Origin of the sequence: Williamsia sp. D3, from assembly GCF_000506245.1 — a bacterium.
In the GTDB taxonomy this organism is placed as follows: domain Bacteria; phylum Actinomycetota; class Actinomycetes; order Mycobacteriales; family Mycobacteriaceae; genus Williamsia; species Williamsia muralis.
This window is the reverse complement of the sequence record NZ_AYTE01000012.1, coordinates 258,480-274,719: the sequence shown is the minus strand read 5'-3', so window position 1 is coordinate 274,719 and position 16,240 is coordinate 258,480. Positions and strand designations below refer to the sequence as shown.

The window sequence follows — 16,240 nt, the reverse complement described above, 5'->3', positions numbered from 1 at the left end:
CAAAAGGCCGTCGACCGGGCCGTAACGACCGCCGACCGGGCCGAAATGTCCGTCGAACGGGCCGTTGCCGGCGTCGAGTTTCCCGAATTGGGTTGCTACGGGCTGGCCGGACACTCTGCGAGCCCGCGCGATCTCGTCGACGAGGTTCAGCAGGCGGAAAAGCTGGGTCTCGGCTCGGTCTTCCTGTCCGAACGGTTCAACGTCAAAGATGCTGCGGTGCTGGCCGGCGCCGCGGGTGCGGTGAGCCGGCACATCGGGATCGCCACCGCGGCAACAAATCACAACACCCGGCATCCGCTGGTGACGGCGACGATGGCAACGTCGATGCACAGGCTCACCGGCGGTCGCTATGCGCTCGGACTCGGGCGGGGTTTCAATCTCCTGTTCGATGTGATGGGTGTTCCCCGGGTGACCTCCGCACAGATGGAAGACGCGGCCGGCATCTACCGCACCCTCTGGAAGGGCGAGGCGGTTGTCGGACACGATGGCCCGGCGGGGAAGTATCCGTTCCTGATGCAGGATGCGTCGTTCGACGAAGACATCCCGTTGATGTTGATGGCGATCGGTGATCAGACCCTCAAACTGGCGGGTCGGATTGCGGACGGCGTTGTGCTGCATACGTTTTTCAGCGATGAGACACTCGAACGTTCGGTGGCGATCATCCGCGAGTCGGCGGCCGAGAGCGGCCGGGATCCAGCGGCGATCCGGATTTGGTCGGTGCTCGCCACCGTCGAGGAATCAATTCCTGAGGAGCTGCGTCTTCGCAAACTCGTCGGTCGGCTGGCAACCTATCTGCAGGGTTACGGGGAGGTACTGGTCAGGTCGAACGGTTGGGATCTGGCCGACCTGGAGCGGTTCCGGAATGATCCTTTTGTTCAGGGCTTTTCGGGAGCATTCGACGCCGTGGGCACAGTCGACGACCTGACCAGGATCAGCGCCCTGCTTCCCGATCATTGGCTTGCGGCCTCGGCCACCGGCGATGCGGCCCAGTGCGCCAACCGAATCGCAGACCAGTTCAACGCCGGCGCCGACAGTGTGATCCTGCACGGGGCCACCCCGACCGAGCTCGCGCCGGTACTCGATGCCTGGCGCTCCATCCGCCCGGGTGATCGATTCGACCGCCTGCCCGCCAACCCCGGAAGGGCCTTTCCGTGATCACCGAGATCGTGACGTCCGCCGATGATCTGACCGCCGGCTGGGTGTCGGCAGCGCTGGGCCGGGAGGTCGAGTCGGTAGACGCCACAGCGGTCGGGACGGGCCAGATCGGTACGTGTTACCGGTTGAGCCTCACCGGAAATGATGTGCCGGAACGGCTTCTCGCGAAGTTGCCGGCGTCAGACCCGGCGACCCGAGAGATGCTCGCGGGCGTCTACCGTTCTGAGGTCAGGTTCTACACTCTGATCGCCGACACCGTCGCGATCCGGGTACCGCGTTGCTTCTACTCGGCGTCATCGGAAACCGGTGCGGACTTCACGCTGCTGCTCGAAGACATGAGCCCGGCCGAGCAGGGCGATCAGCTGGCAGGCTGCACTGTGGATCAGGCGCGCGATGCCGTGATCAATCTCGCCGGCCTCCACGGCCCCCGGTGGTGCGACCCGATTCTGCTCGACATCGATGGGATGTCCATCAACGGCCCCGACGATGCCAAGATGATGGCCGAACTCTACGGTCCTGCGACGGAGATCTTCGTCGAGGCGCTCGGTGACCTGATCGCCGAGGAGGATCGCCGGACGTTGTGGGAATGCGTGGACGTCTGCGAGGCCTGGACGCTGGGACGAGCCGAGCGCTTCGGTCTGGTGCACGGCGACTATCGGCTCGACAATCTGCTCTTTCCTCCGGACGGCGGGCCGGGGGTGTCGGCAATCGATTGGCAGACATTGAGTTTGGCGCTGCCGGCACGCGATCTCGCATACTTTCTGGGCACCAGCCTCTCACCGCAGCAGCGGGGCGCGCACGAATCGGCACTGGTCGCCGACTACCACCAAGCGCTTGTGACTCAGGGTGTGACCGACTACGACCTCGATACGTGCTGGGACGACTATCGGTTCGCGATGGTCCAGGGCCCACTGGTGTCGGTGTTCGGGTGCGCATACGGAAGTCGCACCGATCGTGGCGACCGGATGTTTGCGGCGATGGTGGCGCGATCGTGCGCTGCGATTCGCGATCTCGGCACCATCGCGTTGGCAGCCGGATCCCCGACAAGCTGAAGGTCGGCTGATGCCAGGCGCAGCCGAGGGAAAGACGCGCGTGATCCAATGGGCCACCGGGGCAGTGGGTGTCGAGGCCTTGCGCGGCATCCTCGACCATCCCGATCTCGAACTGGCCGGTGTCAGGGTGTACTCGAGCGACAAGCATGGTGTCGATGCCGGTGTGTTGGCCGGCCGATCGGCCGTGGGCGTCACCGCTACCACCAGCCTCGACGAAGTGGTGCAGTCGGACGCCGATTGTGTCCTCTACACACCCCGTAGTCCGTCAATCGATGACGTGTGCGCCCTTTTGGCGTCCGGGAAGAACGTCGTGACAACATCATTAGGCTTTCACACCGCGCGTGCTGATGGTCCCGACAAAGATCGCCTGCGCGAGGCCCGTGAGGCGGGCGGAACGTCATTTCACGGCACGGGCCTCAACCCCGGCAACCTCGGTGTTGTGATGCCTTTGGCGTTGTCCGGGCTGACGCGCGACATCACGAACGTGAAAATTCAGGAGCGCGCCGATTGGTCGGTGTACGAAAGTCTGGAGATCACGTTCGACCAGATGAGGTTCGGAAGTCCGGTCGGGGAGGTGACACCGAAATGCGAAAGCCTGAAGTTCACCAGTGATCTGTTCCGGGAACAGGTGTGGCTTGTGGGCGACGCTCTGGGCCTCGACCTGGACGAGGTGGTGACCGACCTGCAGGTGATCCCGGCGTCCGTCGACCACGAGGTCTTCGGTCGTACGCTCAAGGCCGGCACGGTGGCGGGTCAGTGGTGGCGGTGGATCGGTCGCTCAGCGGGACACATCCGCGTCGAGGTGGAGGCCGTGTGGACGGTGGGGGAGCGCCCGCCTTCGAATTGGCCCGCGCCTCAGCATGGTTGGACGATCACACTCGAGGGCACCCCATCGGCTCAGGCCCACATCGTCACACTGGCCAGTTTCGTTCGTGATGTCTCCCTGGCAGAACACGTGAACGCGGCCAGCGTCGCCACGGCCAGCCAGGCCGTCAACTCGGTGGCTGCAGTGGTCGCCGCACCACCGGGATTTGTCACCATCGCGGACCTGCCCCTGATCCGGAACCGTCACGCGGCGGCCAGCGCGAGCTGAGCTGATTCGGCGGGGAGCTTGTCAATATAATTGCGTAAGAACGCCACTCCTGCTTCATCTTTGCGTTTCTGTTCGTCAGTTTGGGTAGGGTTTGATGTGTTCTGAGTAGGCCATCGCGAGTGCCCAAGGGACTGCTTTATGCCGCGTTCTTGGAGTTGTTGGGACGCTCGTTTGTCCTCGATGTCGCGAATGGTCAGCCACAGCAGTTTGCGGACTGCCGCGTCGTTCGGAAAGTGGCCGCGGTTCTTGATGATCTTGCGCAATCGATAGTTGAGTGACTCGATCGAGGTGGTGGTGTGGATGACTTGCCGGAGCTCGGGAGGGGACTCCAGGAATGGGTGTGAATCGTTACCAGGATCGGTTGAAGCAAGTGCGGCACTCGGGTGTTGTTGCCCAGCGCGGAGTCGCGGAACGCTTCTCACCCACCCCGGGCGGCCTCTGCGTTCATCGCGGTGTGGATCGGTGTGATCGCCCCGGGCGACCTGTTTGCGGTCCATGTAGTTCACGCGCTTGGCGGGAGTTGGGTCCGCATTGTGCGGTTGCCGATCCTATCGCCGGATTGCAACTGCGGTAACCCGGAGACCGGCAACCGCTGTGCAACAACGAAATCGATCCGCGCAGAATGTCAGACCCTGTCGCTAAGCTGGTCGTATGTTGTTGGTCGAGGGGGGAACTCGAGTCACGCAGTTGGCCGAGGGATTGAGAACTGTTCCACGCGAGGAGAACCGCCGGTTCGCGCAGACGATCGCCGACGTCGTCGAGCTGGCTTCGCTGCGGGTGAATGAAGAACTGGCCGTATCAGGCGACCTGGACAAGGCCGCACGCATCCCAGTCATCGAAGTGTCGATGCTGCTGAATGTTTCACGCACGATGGCCGGCGTCTACATCGACAACGGCTTACAACTGCGCGACCGATTCCACCAAACACGTGCAGCGTTCGAAGCCGGCGACATCGGATTCACCCACGTCCGCGAGATCGTCACCGCACTCCAAGCCCTGAGTGACGAACTGGTGTCACAACTCGAACCCGAAGCCATACTGATTGCCCAGCAGGGACTCTCACGATCCGCACTCCGCAACGAACTCGACCGCATGGTCATCGCTGCCGACCCCGACGGAGCAGCGGAACGACGCAAAGCGATGCAACCGCACCGCGACTACCGCTCCTCCCGCGACCTCAACGGCCTTGCCCATATCTCCGCGACCATCACCGCAGCCGAAGCCGCCGAACTCGACGCACAAATCACCGCAGTCACCGGCACCGTGTGCAGTCGCGACCGCCGCCAACCCAACCAGCAACGCGCCGACGCCTTCGTTGCCGTTATGCGCGGACACACGCACCTCGACTGCACCTGCAAAACGCGACCAATGCCCCGAAAAGCACCGCGAACCCCTACCCGCCCCACCCAAGCCGATGGTCAAAATCCACACCGACGCAGCCACCTTGGCCGGCCTGACCGGACAAGTCCCCACCATCGACGGATACGGCGTCATCGACCCCGCCCTCGCACGCGAACTCGCCGCCGACGCCACCTGGCAAGGCTCTACAAAGAAGCCCACCAATTCGCCCGCGGCCGACACCGACAACCCGGCATCACCGCCCCGCCACCGGGACTACTTCCACCCGACGGCCACGGCGGACTCCCCGAACCACCACCAGGCGCACTCACCTACCAACCATCACAAGCCTTACGCGAGGCGATCATCGCGCGCGACGGCACCTGCCGCACCCCAGGATGTTCCACACCGGCATCCGAATGCGAAATCGACCACATCATCCCGTTCAACCATGCCGACCCCCGGTCAGGCGGCTGGACCATCGAACAAAACCTCGGCGCCATCTGCCGCCCCGACCACAAACGCAAAACACTCGGCTACTGGATGGCGCGTATGCACGCTGACGGAACCATCACCTGGACAACCCAATACGGGCAAACATTCACCACACGGCCCCACGGATGGACAGACTGAGTCGACGGTCGCCGGGCGCAGATCTCTCGACCGGAGTATCTACCCCAACAACAATTCGCCACTCTTGACCCCGGCGACAACGCCTCCGTCGACGAGGATGTCGGTACCGGTGATGAAGCCGGCCTTCGCCGGGTCGAGCAGGAACTCGGCAGCGGCAGCCACGTCTTCGGCGGTGCCGAAACGGCCGGCCGCAGATTGATTCACCATCGCCTCGTACGCCTGATGTGCAAACGAGGCGTTGAACTCGGCCCAGCCCATGGCGGTCGCGATGACGCCGGGGCTGATGCAATTCACCCTGGCACCGCGCCGAGCCCATGCCGGCGCGGCGTACTGGACCCGTAGTTGATTGCCGCGTTTGCAGTAGCCGTAGGTCAGGGCCCGGGTCAGATCGTCCGGCAGGCCCGTGATGTCGAGGATTGTGGCTGCGGACAATTCGTCGACGGGCGCTGTCGCAAGTATCTTTGCTGCTTCTTCGTCGACCGCGGCACCGAGGATATGGCCGGCGACGCTGGCGATGTAGACGCCGGCGCCACCTTCCTCGATCACACTGCCGAACACATCCAGCGACAGCGCAGTTCCGACGAGATCGACCTCGATGATCCGATTGGCCGGGGCTTGAGCGGGGGAGAGGCCGGCGGTGTGAACGAGCGCGGTGATCGAGCCGAAGCCGAGGGCGAAGTCGGCAAGGCGACTCAGTGACTCGCGGTCGCTGACATCAACCTGTTGGGTGTGCACGTCGTACCCATTGTGTCGCAGAGATTCTCCGAGCGATTCGAGTCTGTCGACGTCGAAGTCGGCCAGGACAACCGGACGGCCGGTGCCCAGGCGCCTCGCTATCGCTTCACCCATGCCGCCCACGCCGATGACAACCAGGACAGATTTCGACATGAAGAACTCCTCGTTTTGTCCGGTCGCAGCGGAGGCGCCGGGATTGTCTCAGGTCGGGCCGGACTGCAAGCCGGGCAGCACGTACCGGCGGATGTACCTCAGCACGGCCGCGTCGTCGTCGGGGTCGAGTGTGTCGCCGGGAACGGTCGCGATGCTGATGAGCGAACGCGCCACCCATTCAGAGGCCTCGACGATGTCGATGTCGGGATGGAGTTCGTTCTTCTCCTGGGCGATCTCCAGGTAGGGCCGCCAGAACGCGGCGAGGTCGGGAACCAGACCCTGCACGCCCGCGCCCGCACAGGCGGCGAACTCCTCGGGCTCATTGACCCGCAACTTCATCAACAAGGCTCCGGGAGCGTCGTATGCGCTGCGGCCGATGCGCACGCCGGCGGCCACCCGTTGGTCGAAACCCTCCACCTCGGCCAGTGTGGAGTGCGAATCCGCCCAGAAGGTCTCGTTCAATCGGACGATTGCGCCGCCCAGCAACGCCGATTTATCCGGGAAGTGGCGATAGAGCCACGCCCGCGACACACCGGCCACCTCGGCGACCTCGAGCACGGTGGTCGCGCGAATGCCTTTGGCAGCCAGGCACTGTTCGGCGGCATCGAGAAGCCGGTCGTGCACACTGCGGGTATCGGCGGTGTCGGTCACGGGCGATGGGTCCTCGCTGTTGTCGGCCGGGCAGGGGCAAACGTACCAAAACGCGTAGACAGATTCTCGATTCTGTGTACTCTCCGTGTGAACAGGTTCTAGTTTCTGTCTACTTCGCTCGCTAGGAGCCGCTATGCCAGGACCCACCACCGCCATCATCGGCGCCGGAATCAGCGGTCTGACCGCCGGCAAGATGCTGGCCGACTACGGCGTGCCGTACACGTGCTTCGAAATGTCCGACCGGATCGGTGGCAACTGGGCGTTCGGAAACCCCAACGGGCACAGTAGCGCTTACCGCTCGCTGCACATCGACACTTCGAAACACCGGCTGTCTTTCCGTGACTTCCCGATGCCGGAGCACTACCCGGACTTTCCGCACCACACGCAGATCAAGTCGTATCTCGAGAACTATGCCGAGGCGTTCGACCTCAAGGACAACATCGAGTTCGAGAACGGCGTCAAGCATGCCCGGCGTCTGGACTCCGGGGGCTGGGAACTGCAGACGCAGGACGGGCAGACGCGGCTGTTCGACTTCCTGGTGGTTGCCAATGGGCACCACTGGGACCCGCGCATGGCGGATTTCCCCGGCGAGTTCACCGGTGAGTCGATCCACGCCCACCACTACGTCGATCCGCAGACCCCGCTCTCGTTCACTGGCAAACGGATCCTGGTGGTGGGTATCGGCAACAGCGCGGCCGACATCGCGGTGGAACTGTCGTCGAAGGCATTGAGCAACCATGTGACACTCTCCACCCGGTCCGGTGCCTGGATCGTTCCCAAGTACATCGCGGGCCGACCTGCGGACAAGTACTTCAAAACCAGTCCCCACATCCCGCTGTCATGGCAGCGAAAGCTGGTGCAGCTCGGCCAGCCGCTCAGTGCGGGGCGACCGGAGAACTTCGGGCTGCCCACTCCCAATCACAAGTTCTTCGAGGCGCATCCGACGCAGTCGGTGGAACTGCCGCTGCGGCTCGGGTCGGGCGATGTCATCCCCAAGCCCAACGTCAGTCGCCTCGACGGGGCCACAGTGCATTTCGACGACAACACACAGTCCGACTTCGACATCATCGTCTACGCCACGGGGTACAACATCACCTTCCCGTTCTTCGACGAGGACTTCGTGAGTGCTCCCGACAACCACATCCCGCTGTACAAGCGAATGTTCAAGCCCGGCATCGATGATCTGGCGTTTGTCGGATTCGCCCAGTCGACACCCACGTTGTTCCCGTTTGTCGAGTGCCAGTCCCGCCTCGTCGCGGCGTACGCGGCCGGTCGCTACCGGCTGCCGCCGGTGGCCGAAATGGAAGAGGTCATCATCAGCGACCAGCAGAAGTACACCGGCCACATGCTCGATCGTCCGCGGCACACGCAGCAGGTCGATTTCTTCATCTACGAGCACGACATGAGGGTGAAGGAATTGCCGACGGGGTTGCGCCGCGCCCGAGAATTGGGTGCGCCGGCATGGGCGGGGGTGGCCTCCAGATGAGCTCAGCTGAGAACACCTTCACCGACGTCAGCTTCGAGTCGGGCGGAACCCGTTGCGCTGCGTGGCACTTCACCGCGACCGCTGACGCGCTCGATGGTCCGGCCGGCCGGCCGGTGGTGGTGATGGCGCACGGTCTGGGCGGCACGAAGGATTCCGGGCTGGCGCCATTCGCCGAGAAGATCGCCGCGGCAGGCATGGACGTCTTGGCGTTCGACTACCGCGGGTTCGGCGACTCCGACGGCTCACCGCGGCAGACGGTGTCGATCAGCGGCCAGATCGACGATTACCGCGCCGCGATGACAACCGCGGCCGCCCTCCCCGGTGTGGATCCGAACCGGATTGTGCTGTGGGGGGTCTCGCTGTCCGGGGGGCACGTGTTGACCGCGGCCGCGGGCCGCGACGACGTTTGTGCGGTCGTCTCGCTCACGCCGCTGGTGAACGGCGCTGCCGCCGGCCGGCTCGCCTTCGCACACCATCCCGTGTCGGCCATCGCGAAATCCACTGCGGCAGGCGTGCGCAGTCGCATGTCAGGTCTGCGAGGCGGCGCCGGGGTCATGATGCCGATCGTGGGCAGCCCGGGCGAGGTCGCAGCTCTGACACTGGACGGTTCTTACGCGGACTACATGACCATCGCGGGGCCCACCTGGCGCAACGAGATCGACGCGAGCATCGGGCTCGAGCTGGGTCGCCTCCGGGCCGACAAGTCCGCCAAGGATGTGCGGTGCCCGGTGCTTGTGCAGGTGGCGGACTTCGACCGCAGTGCACCGCCGCACGCCGCGGGCAAGGCGGCGTTCACGGCGCGAGCCGAGGTGCGCCACTATCCGTGCGACCACTTCGGTGTGTGGCCCGGTCAGGACTGCTTCGAATCGGCCGTGGCCCATCAGATCTCGTTTCTCCGCCGACACCTTGCGACACCGGCGAACGACGAACCCCGGCAAAAGTCCTCCGTTGCCGCCGAACCCGTGGCCGCCGGCTGACGCCGCAGCCGAGTCCGACAAACGACCAGTTCCGAACAGATCGAGGTAACGATGGCCGACACGATTCAGCAACTTCTCCGCCAACGCGCTGACGACACGAATGTTGCGGTGAAGTACGGCGACCAGACGTGGACCTGGAGCGAACACATCGCCGACGCCGAAGCGCAGGCATCGGCGCTGATCGGCGTCGCCGACAAGGAGCGCCCCCTGCACGTGGGTGTGCTGCTGGCCAACACCCCGGACATGCTCAGCGCCATGGCGGCTGCAGGTCTGGGCGGCTACGTCCTGTGCGGTATCAACAACACCCGGCGGGGTCCGGGACTGGTTGCCGACATCGTGCGTGCGGACTGCCAGATCCTGATCACCGACGCCGAACACCTGCCACTCCTGGACGGTCTGTCACTGCCGGGCGTGCGGGTGTTCACCACGGACGCGGCGGAGTGGACCCAGCTCAAGCGTGACGCGGGACCTCTTGTCCCGCACCACGAGGCGCAGGTCACCGACACCTTCATGATGATCTTCACCTCGGGAACCAGCGGTGATCCCAAAGCGGTTCAAGTGGCTCACATGATGGTGCTGTTCGCCGGTCAGATGCTCACGGAGAAGTACGAACTGGGTCCGGCCGACACGTGTTACCTCTCTATGCCGCTGTTCCATTCCAATGCTGTGCTCGCCGGCTGGAGTGTGGCCGTCAACGCCGGGGCCGCCATGGCTCCGGCCACGTTCTCGGCGTCGCGGTTCGTCGACGACATCCGGCGGTACGGCGCAACGTACATGAACTACGTCGGCAAGCCATTGGCGTACGTGCTGGCCACCGAAGAGCGGCCTGACGATGCAGACAATCAACTCCGGGTGGCCTTTGGCAACGAGGCGACCGACCGCGACATCATCGAGTTCGGCCGGCGTTTCGGCTGCACCGTCTGGGACGGTTTCGGCTCCACCGAGAGTGCTGTCATCATCACCCGCGAAGAGGGCACCCCCCTGGGGTCGATCGGCAAGGGCTTTCCGGGGGTCGCGATCTACAACTCCACCACCATCGAAGAATGTGCCGTGGCGCAGTTCGACGAATCGGGTGCGCTGGCCAATGCCGATGAGGCGGTCGGTGAACTGGTCAACCTCGAAGGGGCAGGGTTCTTCTCGGGCTACTACAACGACCCCGGCGCCACGGAGGACCGGATGCGTCACGGAATGTTCTGGTCCGGAGATCTGGCCTACCGCGATGCCGATGGGTGGATTTACCTCGCCGGCCGCACCGCTGACTGGATGCGCGTCGACGGAGAGAACATGGCTGCCGCACCGATCGAGCGGATCTTACTGCGGCTCCCAGAACTCAATCGGGTTGCCGTGTACGCGGTTCCCGACGTCGCGGTCGGCGACCAGGTGATGGCCGCCATCGTGTTGCAGGACGACGCCACGCTCACCCCGGAGCGGTTCGAGGAGTTCTTGGCGGCCCAGCCCGACCTGTCGCCCAAAGCGTGGCCTCGTTACGTGCGCGTGGCAGACGATCTGCCGTCCACCGCGACGAACAAGGTGCTCAAGCGTGCACTGGTGGCCGAGGGGCCGACCCCGGGCACCGGCGAACTGTGGATCCGGGAGGCGCGCGGCACCTCCTACGACATCGCCAGCACGGCGGTGCACTAGAGGGCAGAAGGGATCGGCGGGCCCAAGAACAGTAGGGCCCAGGACAGTCTGGCCCAGAAAGTCAGACCCCGTACACGTCCGGGCCCACCCTGCGGGTCATCCGCCGGTATCGCGACATGGACCAGGGCCAGTTGTGGGTGTCGAGCCCGTCCGCTTGCTTGTACCAGCTGTCGCATCCCGACGCCCACACCGTGCCCGGTTGCCTCGTGCGCACCGCGGTCATGAAGTCGGCGAACACTTTTCGGCGCACTTCGAGGACGCGGACGGCGCCGCGCCGCAGACGCTTGACCGCAGCGACGACGTGGTCGGCTTGGGCCTCCATCAGGTAGATCACCGACCCCGAGCCGAGATTGGTGTTGGGACCGTACATGAAGAACAGGTTGGGAAAGTCGGGCACCGACAGTCCCAGGTAGGCCTCGGGGGCGCCGGCCCACTTGTCGTGCAGCGCCAATCCGTCACGCCCGATGATCGTCACGCCGCCGGCAAAACCGGACGTGGCAAAGCCCGTGGCGAAGACCAGAACGTCGATCGGACATGGTCCGGCATCGGTCTCGACCCGACCGGGCCGGACACCGACGATCCTGTCGGTGGACACGGTGACATTCGGACGCTGCAGGCTCTCGTGGTAACCGTCCGCGATCAGGATTCGTTTGCATCCGATCCGGTGGTCCGGAGTGAGCGCTGTACGCAAGTCCGGATCACGCACTGTGTGCCGCAACATGATCCGGTGGATCAGTGCCAGAGAGGTGAGCATTCGGGGCCAGCGCCAGAACAACATTCCGAAGAACTCGAGGTAGAGCCACATCAGTTGTCGGGCGGCGCTCCTGAGCAGCGGATAGCGCCGGTACACCGCGCTGATGCCGGGACCGTACGAACCGTCCGGTTTGGGGAACACGAACGGCGCGGAGCGCTGGAAGACGGTGAGGTGTCCGACCTCCTCTGCGATGGCCGGGATCACCTGGACGGCGCTGGCGCCGGTGCCGATGACGGCGACCCGCTTGCCGGTGAGATCGACATCGTGCCGCCATCGCGCAGTGTGAAAGGCCGGTCCGGAGAACGTCTCCAGGCCGTCGATGTCTGGAACGGCCGGGATGTCGAGTTGGCCCGTCGCACAGACCACAACCTGCGCGTCCACCCGGGAACCGTCGGTCAGCTCGAGTTCCCACCGATTGTCGCGCCACGTTGCCGACGTGACGCCCACGCCCAGACGGAACCGTTCGGTGATCCCGGCCTCGTCGACGCAGCGCTGTAGATAATCGCGAATCTCCGGACCGGGCGCGAAGCGCCGGGACCAGTCGACCTGCTGGGCAAAGGAAAAGCTGTAGACATGGGAAGGTGCGTCGCAGGCGGCACCCGGGTACGTGTTGGCCTGCCATCGTACCCCCGACGGCGTCGGCCTTGTCGTAGACCACGAAATCGCCCTCACCGGCGGCCTGCAGCTTCAGAGCCACTGCAATGCCGGAGAATCCGGCTCCGATGACGGCAGTCCCGACCGTTGTATGCGCCTGCGGATCGCGAGCAGTGCTCACCCCGGTACCACTCCGCCCAGCTCGGCGGTGATGTCGTCTGCGGTGTCCCGGAGCCGATGTCCGATGTCGCGGAGTTCGCCACCGGTGATCGCCTCCGGCACGTCGAGCAGGCACAGCGACCCGACGACCGTTCCCTCGCGGTCGAAGACAGGCGAATTGACCGAGAGCGGTCGGTAGAGCTGGGCGTCGTCGATCTCACCGACGAGCATCTCGACGTTGAGTCGTTCCTCCTGGCCGCGGGTGAACCGGGACGCGCGCCCGGACCCGTAGGCGATGGAGGTCGCCGACACCGCCATGTCTCGGAAAGCTGCGGGCTCGGGCGGATACTGCTCCACCGCGAAACGCCGGTTGCGGATGAGGTCGAGCACCGCCCGATACCGGCTAGAGTCCTCGGCGACAACGGGATTGCGGTCCAACCACGCGGTGATGGCGAAGTCGTCGGCCCACGCCACCAAGACCGAACCCAGCGGCGGCCGATGGGTGATCTTGTCGCCGGCTCGCACACCGAGGAGCGGGCGGTCGTCCGGTTCGGGATGAGCGACCTCGGCGACCACGAGGTCGCCACCAGACGGCACGATCAGGCAGCACACATTGCCCGACTCGATGGCCAACAGCGACATGGGTTTACGGGCCGGCGCAATCGCGTTGACGGCGATCCGCGCCGAGTCACCCACGGGTGCGAGCCGGGGTCCGAGCCGGTAGGTCTTCTTGGTCGGGTGCTTGACCACCCAGCCCACCCGCGTCAGCTCGGTCAGCATCGGGAACAGTGTCGCCTTGTCGGCCCCCAGGGTTCGCGAGATGTCGGCCAGGCTGCGCCCGTCAGTGGGGCGGTCGGCCAGGTACTCGACGATCTCCACCAATCGCTCGGTCTGGGGTGAACGCCTGACCATCAAACACCCATTGCTGCCACGTGTTTGAGGATGTCGGGATACCTGCGGGTGTGCGCGCCGCCGTTGAGGTCGAAGGCGGCTCCGCTCACCCACGACGCACGGTCTGAGGCCAGGAATGCAACCATCTCCGCCACTTCCTCTGGTTGTCCACTGCGGCCGAGGGGTGTGTTCTCGATGTAGTCCTCGGTGAGACCAGGAACCAGGGCCAGGCCCGCGACGAGTGGGGTGTCGACCAGGCCGGGAGAGATCGCGTTGACCCGGATCTTTCGCTCGCCCAGCTCGAGGGCCGCGACCTCGGTCAGCATCAGCACGCCGGCTTTCGCGGCGCAGTACGCTGCCATGCCGGTTCCCGGCTGCCGGCCGTTCAGCGATGCGATGGTGATCAGGCTCCCACCGTCCGCGAGGTGTCTGGCCGAGTGTTTGGTCACCAGGAACGCCCCGGTGAGGCAGACATCGATAGTGGTCTGCCAATCGGCCAGGGCCAGGTCGGTTATGGCGCCGGGGATCGTGAGTCCGGCGCAGTTGACGACGCTGTGGAGCTGCCCGTGTTCGGCCACGATCTCGGTGAAGGCGCGGTCGACGGATTCCTCGTCCGTCACGTCGAGCCGCTTGGACGTGACCGATTGGCCGATCTCGGTTGCCCGCTGTGCGGCCTGCTCGGCGTTGACGTCGGCCAGGACAACGGTGTCGCCGCCTTCGGCCAGCAGTCGAGAGGTCGCGAGTCCGATTCCGGAGGCGCCGCCGATGACAAGCGAGACCTTGCTGTGGGTGCTGATGATGGCTCCTGTGTTCTCGCTGGTGCCGGTCAGCCGACCAGCACCTGCTGCGGTTCGATGAGTACTTTCTGCTGATTCGACGGCGACCCCAGTTCGGCGATCAGCCGTCCGAGGTCGTCGAGCCCGCCGCGCCCGGTGATGAAGTCGGAGACGTCGATCCTGCTTTGCTGCAACAGTTTTGCGGCGAGTGTGAACTCCTGCCTGGTGTAGTACGAGACGAAGCTCATGTCGATGTCCTTCACCACGCCGGCGACGGGCATGAAGCCGTCCTCTTCGAGGCACACTCCGGCCACCACGATCCGGCCGCGGGGTGCGACGGATTCGAGGCAGGCGGCGATCATCCCGCGCGACCCCACACATTCGAAGACGACGTCGAACCCCTCACCTGGGTGATCAGCGGTGGGATCAACAACAGAGGACGCGCCATAGACAAGCGCTGAGGTACGCCGGGAGGCGACCGGATCGGACACCACGATCTCGTCGACGCCTTGACGGACCGCCCAGAGCAGAATGGCGACACCGACCGGCCCCGCGCCGACGATCAGCACACGATGGCCGGGCTTGATGGCCCCGCGGGCAACGGCGTGCAACCCCACGGCAAGAGGCTCGGTGACCGCTCCGACCGCGGTGGGTGCGCCGTCGAATCGAACCGTCTCGCGGGCGCTGACCCGGATGTACTCCGCGAATCCGCCGGCACGTCCACCCAGGCCGAACGCCTCGACCCGCGTGCATCGGGCCACGTCCCCGCACACGCAGGAAAGGCATGTGCCGCAACCGCTCACGGGCATCGCGGTCGCCGGTGTGCCGATTTGCCACCCAGCGGCGACATCGCGCCCGGCAGCGACAACGGTGCCGGCGAACTCGTGTCCCATGATCGTGCCGGCGGGCAGAAAGGGGGCGGTCTTGATGTCTGATCCACAGATGCCACACGCGCTCACCGCGAGGATCAGATCGTCGGGGCCGGGCGTGGGATCGTCGACCTCGCACACCGAGAACGTTCCGGTGTCGACCACAGCTGCCCGCATGTTCGCTCCCCGATCACGGCCGGTGCACGCACCGTCCATCGATGCGACCCACGTCACATTTGTTCCGTCATTAGTTCACAGCAGCGCGGCACTGTCAACGAGAATCCCGCGTCTGAGTATCAAGTGGCGCAACCGCTTTCGCAGAGTGTTTGCACTGTGCAAATCATTGGTGGGACGGAGCGTGCTCAGTAGACTGCCGCAGGTGACCAATGGGGCAGACGGAGTCGGGACCACGCCGGAGCAGGTGACCGTCGGTGATCTGACGTTCGACATCTCGGTGTCGCGGCCGGAGTCACCGCCGGCCGGGACTGTGCTGATGCTGCACGGGTTCCCTGAATCGCGAGCATCCTGGAGCGCTGTTGCCGACCTGCTGCGGGACGCCGGTTACGCGGCAATCGCACCTGATCAGCGCGGCTACTCGGCCGGCGCCCGCCCTGTGGGGGTCGACGCTTACCAGCTCGACGAACTCGTCGCGGACGTCATCGCGATCTGTGACGCACTCGGGCTGGACACCGTGCATCTCGTGGGACACGACTGGGGAGCTGCCGTCGCATGGACCGTGGCCGCGCGGCATCCCGAACGGATCTCGTCGCTGACCGCTGTATCCGTGCCGCACCCCGCAGCTTTCGCGTGGGCCAAGAGCGAAGACCCCGAGCAGCGAGAGCGTTCGGGATACATGGAGTACTTCCAGATACCGGACGAGCCCGAGTTCAATCTGCTGGCCGACGATGCCGCTGCGCTGCGGATGGGTTTCGGGGATGCGGTTCCCAGTGATGTGGCCGACCAACATGTGCGGGTCCTCAGCGCGCCGGGGGCGATGACCGCCGCTCTGAACTGGTACCGCGCTCAGACCCCGGCGAGCGATGACGTTCCCGTCGTCGACGTACCGACCACGTTCGTGTGGAGTTCGGGCGACATCGCGATCGCGAGGGCCGGAGCCGAGCGTTGCGGCGAGTTCGTGCGCGGCGACTATCAGTTCATCGAGATCCCAGATGCCTCGCACTGGCTGCCCGACGAGCATCCGGAGGCCATCGCCGACGCGATACTCTCGCGCATCGGCCGGTCGCCGGCCACCACGGCACGAGGGGATGGGGAGACATGACACC

At 65.1% G+C, this 16,240-nt stretch carries 14 protein-coding genes and 2 pseudogenes; 8 read left to right on the top strand and 8 right to left on the bottom strand.

The genetic code is table 11. From position 1 onward, the window contains the following. Window positions 1-45 precede the first annotated feature (45 nt). Genes W823_RS38085 through W823_RS38075 form a run of 3 tightly spaced genes read left to right on the top strand, consistent with a single transcriptional unit; the run spans window position 46 to window position 3,300 of the window. Window positions 46-1,155, top strand: a complete 1,110-nt coding sequence (locus W823_RS38085) for a TIGR03857 family LLM class F420-dependent oxidoreductase (RefSeq protein ID WP_031331758.1) — start codon at window positions 46-48, stop codon at window positions 1,153-1,155. After that, entirely contained in the window at window positions 1,152-2,207 is a 1,056-nt protein-coding gene (locus W823_RS38080; protein ID WP_023956242.1) for a phosphotransferase, read from the top strand. The genes W823_RS38085 and W823_RS38080 overlap by 4 nt, the downstream gene beginning before the upstream one ends. A 10-nt stretch (window positions 2,208-2,217) precedes the next feature. Further along, window positions 2,218-3,300: a dihydrodipicolinate reductase gene (locus tag W823_RS38075; RefSeq protein ID WP_023956240.1), complete on the top strand. Its 1,083-nt coding sequence runs from the start codon at window positions 2,218-2,220 to the stop codon at window positions 3,298-3,300. A gap of 75 nt (window positions 3,301-3,375) precedes the next feature. On the opposite strand, the pseudogene W823_RS57160 reads toward W823_RS38075, so the two are convergent. Then, a pseudogene (locus W823_RS57160) lies at window positions 3,376-3,641 on the bottom strand (transposase); the annotation flags it as partial. Window positions 3,642-3,951: 310 nt separating this feature from the next. Between W823_RS57160 and W823_RS56420 the strand changes: the two are divergent. Beyond that, a complete protein-coding gene (locus W823_RS56420; RefSeq protein ID WP_051406410.1) occupies window positions 3,952-5,271 on the top strand; it encodes an HNH endonuclease signature motif containing protein in 1,320 nt (439 codons plus the stop codon). A gap of 39 nt (window positions 5,272-5,310) precedes the next feature. Here W823_RS56420 and W823_RS38065 read toward each other — a convergent pair whose 3' ends face one another. Both W823_RS38065 and W823_RS38060 read right to left on the bottom strand, forming a co-directional pair. Next, entirely contained in the window at window positions 5,311-6,159 is an 849-nt protein-coding gene (locus tag W823_RS38065) for an SDR family oxidoreductase (RefSeq protein ID WP_023956238.1), read from the bottom strand. Between the two features lie 48 nt (window positions 6,160-6,207). After that, window positions 6,208-6,810 (bottom strand): TetR/AcrR family transcriptional regulator, encoded by a 603-nt coding sequence (locus tag W823_RS38060; protein WP_023956236.1) that lies wholly within the window; start codon window positions 6,808-6,810, stop codon window positions 6,208-6,210. A gap of 133 nt (window positions 6,811-6,943) precedes the next feature. On the opposite strand from W823_RS38060, the gene W823_RS38055 reads away from it, so the two are divergent. Genes W823_RS38055 through fadD1 form a run of 3 tightly spaced genes read left to right on the top strand, consistent with a single transcriptional unit; the run spans window position 6,944 to window position 10,914 of the window. Continuing rightward, window positions 6,944-8,296: an NAD(P)/FAD-dependent oxidoreductase gene (locus W823_RS38055; protein ID WP_023956234.1), complete on the top strand. Its 1,353-nt coding sequence runs from the start codon at window positions 6,944-6,946 to the stop codon at window positions 8,294-8,296. Beyond that, on the top strand, window positions 8,293-9,273 hold the full coding sequence (locus tag W823_RS38050; RefSeq protein ID WP_031331753.1) for an alpha/beta hydrolase: 981 nt from the start codon (window positions 8,293-8,295) through the stop codon (window positions 9,271-9,273). Before W823_RS38055 ends, W823_RS38050 begins: the two co-directional genes overlap by 4 nt. Window positions 9,274-9,324: 51 nt before the next feature. Continuing rightward, window positions 9,325-10,914, top strand: coding sequence for a fatty-acid--CoA ligase FadD1 (gene fadD1 / locus W823_RS38045; protein ID WP_023956230.1), 1,590 nt, complete (start codon window positions 9,325-9,327; stop codon window positions 10,912-10,914). Window positions 10,915-10,975: 61 nt separating this feature from the next. On the opposite strand, the gene W823_RS38040 is transcribed toward fadD1, so the two are convergent. The 5 genes and pseudogenes from W823_RS38040 to W823_RS38030 all read right to left on the bottom strand — a co-directional run bounded on the left by W823_RS38040 (window position 10,976) and on the right by W823_RS38030 (window position 15,191). Then, complete coding sequence (locus tag W823_RS38040; RefSeq protein WP_023956228.1) at window positions 10,976-12,340, bottom strand: NAD(P)/FAD-dependent oxidoreductase; 1,365 nt, start codon at window positions 12,338-12,340, stop codon at window positions 10,976-10,978. Then, window positions 12,312-12,443: pseudogene (locus W823_RS59530) on the bottom strand (hypothetical protein); the annotation flags it as partial. The gene W823_RS38040 and the pseudogene W823_RS59530, both read right to left, overlap by 29 nt. Next, the gene (locus W823_RS38035; protein ID WP_023956226.1) at window positions 12,440-13,333 is read right to left on the bottom strand and encodes an IclR family transcriptional regulator; all 894 of its coding nucleotides are present in this window, start codon (window positions 13,331-13,333) and stop codon (window positions 12,440-12,442) included. The gene W823_RS38035 and the pseudogene W823_RS59530, both read right to left, overlap by 4 nt. After that, window positions 13,333-14,109, bottom strand: a complete 777-nt coding sequence (locus W823_RS0128460; protein ID WP_031331752.1) for an SDR family NAD(P)-dependent oxidoreductase — start codon at window positions 14,107-14,109, stop codon at window positions 13,333-13,335. The genes W823_RS38035 and W823_RS0128460 overlap by 1 nt, the downstream gene beginning before the upstream one ends. Before the next feature lie 29 nt (window positions 14,110-14,138). Beyond that, window positions 14,139-15,191, bottom strand: coding sequence for an alcohol dehydrogenase catalytic domain-containing protein (locus tag W823_RS38030; protein ID WP_023956223.1), 1,053 nt, complete (start codon window positions 15,189-15,191; stop codon window positions 14,139-14,141). A gap of 145 nt (window positions 15,192-15,336) precedes the next feature. Here W823_RS38030 and W823_RS38025 point away from each other — a divergent pair, with 145 nt between their 5' ends. Beyond that, window positions 15,337-16,236: an alpha/beta fold hydrolase gene (locus W823_RS38025; RefSeq protein ID WP_023956221.1), complete on the top strand. Its 900-nt coding sequence runs from the start codon at window positions 15,337-15,339 to the stop codon at window positions 16,234-16,236. Window positions 16,237-16,240 lie beyond the last annotated feature (4 nt).

Excerpts from the sequence above, each read along its gene's own strand:
- W823_RS56420 (WP_051406410.1), top strand. The coding sequence starts at position 3,952 with ATGTTGTTGGTCGAGGGGGGAACTCGAGTCACGCAGTTGGCCGAGGGA.
- W823_RS38055 (WP_023956234.1), top strand. The coding sequence starts at position 6,944 with ATGCCAGGACCCACCACCGCCATCATCGGCGCCGGAATCAGCGGTCTG.
- fadD1 (WP_023956230.1), top strand. The coding sequence starts at position 9,325 with ATGGCCGACACGATTCAGCAACTTCTCCGCCAACGCGCTGACGACACG.
- W823_RS38035 (WP_023956226.1), bottom strand. The coding sequence starts at position 13,333 with ATGGTCAGGCGTTCACCCCAGACCGAGCGATTGGTGGAGATCGTCGAG.
- W823_RS38065 (WP_023956238.1), bottom strand. The coding sequence starts at position 6,159 with ATGTCGAAATCTGTCCTGGTTGTCATCGGCGTGGGCGGCATGGGTGAA.
- W823_RS38085 (WP_031331758.1), top strand. The coding sequence starts at position 46 with ATGTCCGTCGAACGGGCCGTTGCCGGCGTCGAGTTTCCCGAATTGGGT.
- W823_RS38075 (WP_023956240.1), top strand. The coding sequence starts at position 2,218 with ATGCCAGGCGCAGCCGAGGGAAAGACGCGCGTGATCCAATGGGCCACC.
- W823_RS38050 (WP_031331753.1), top strand. The coding sequence starts at position 8,293 with ATGAGCTCAGCTGAGAACACCTTCACCGACGTCAGCTTCGAGTCGGGC.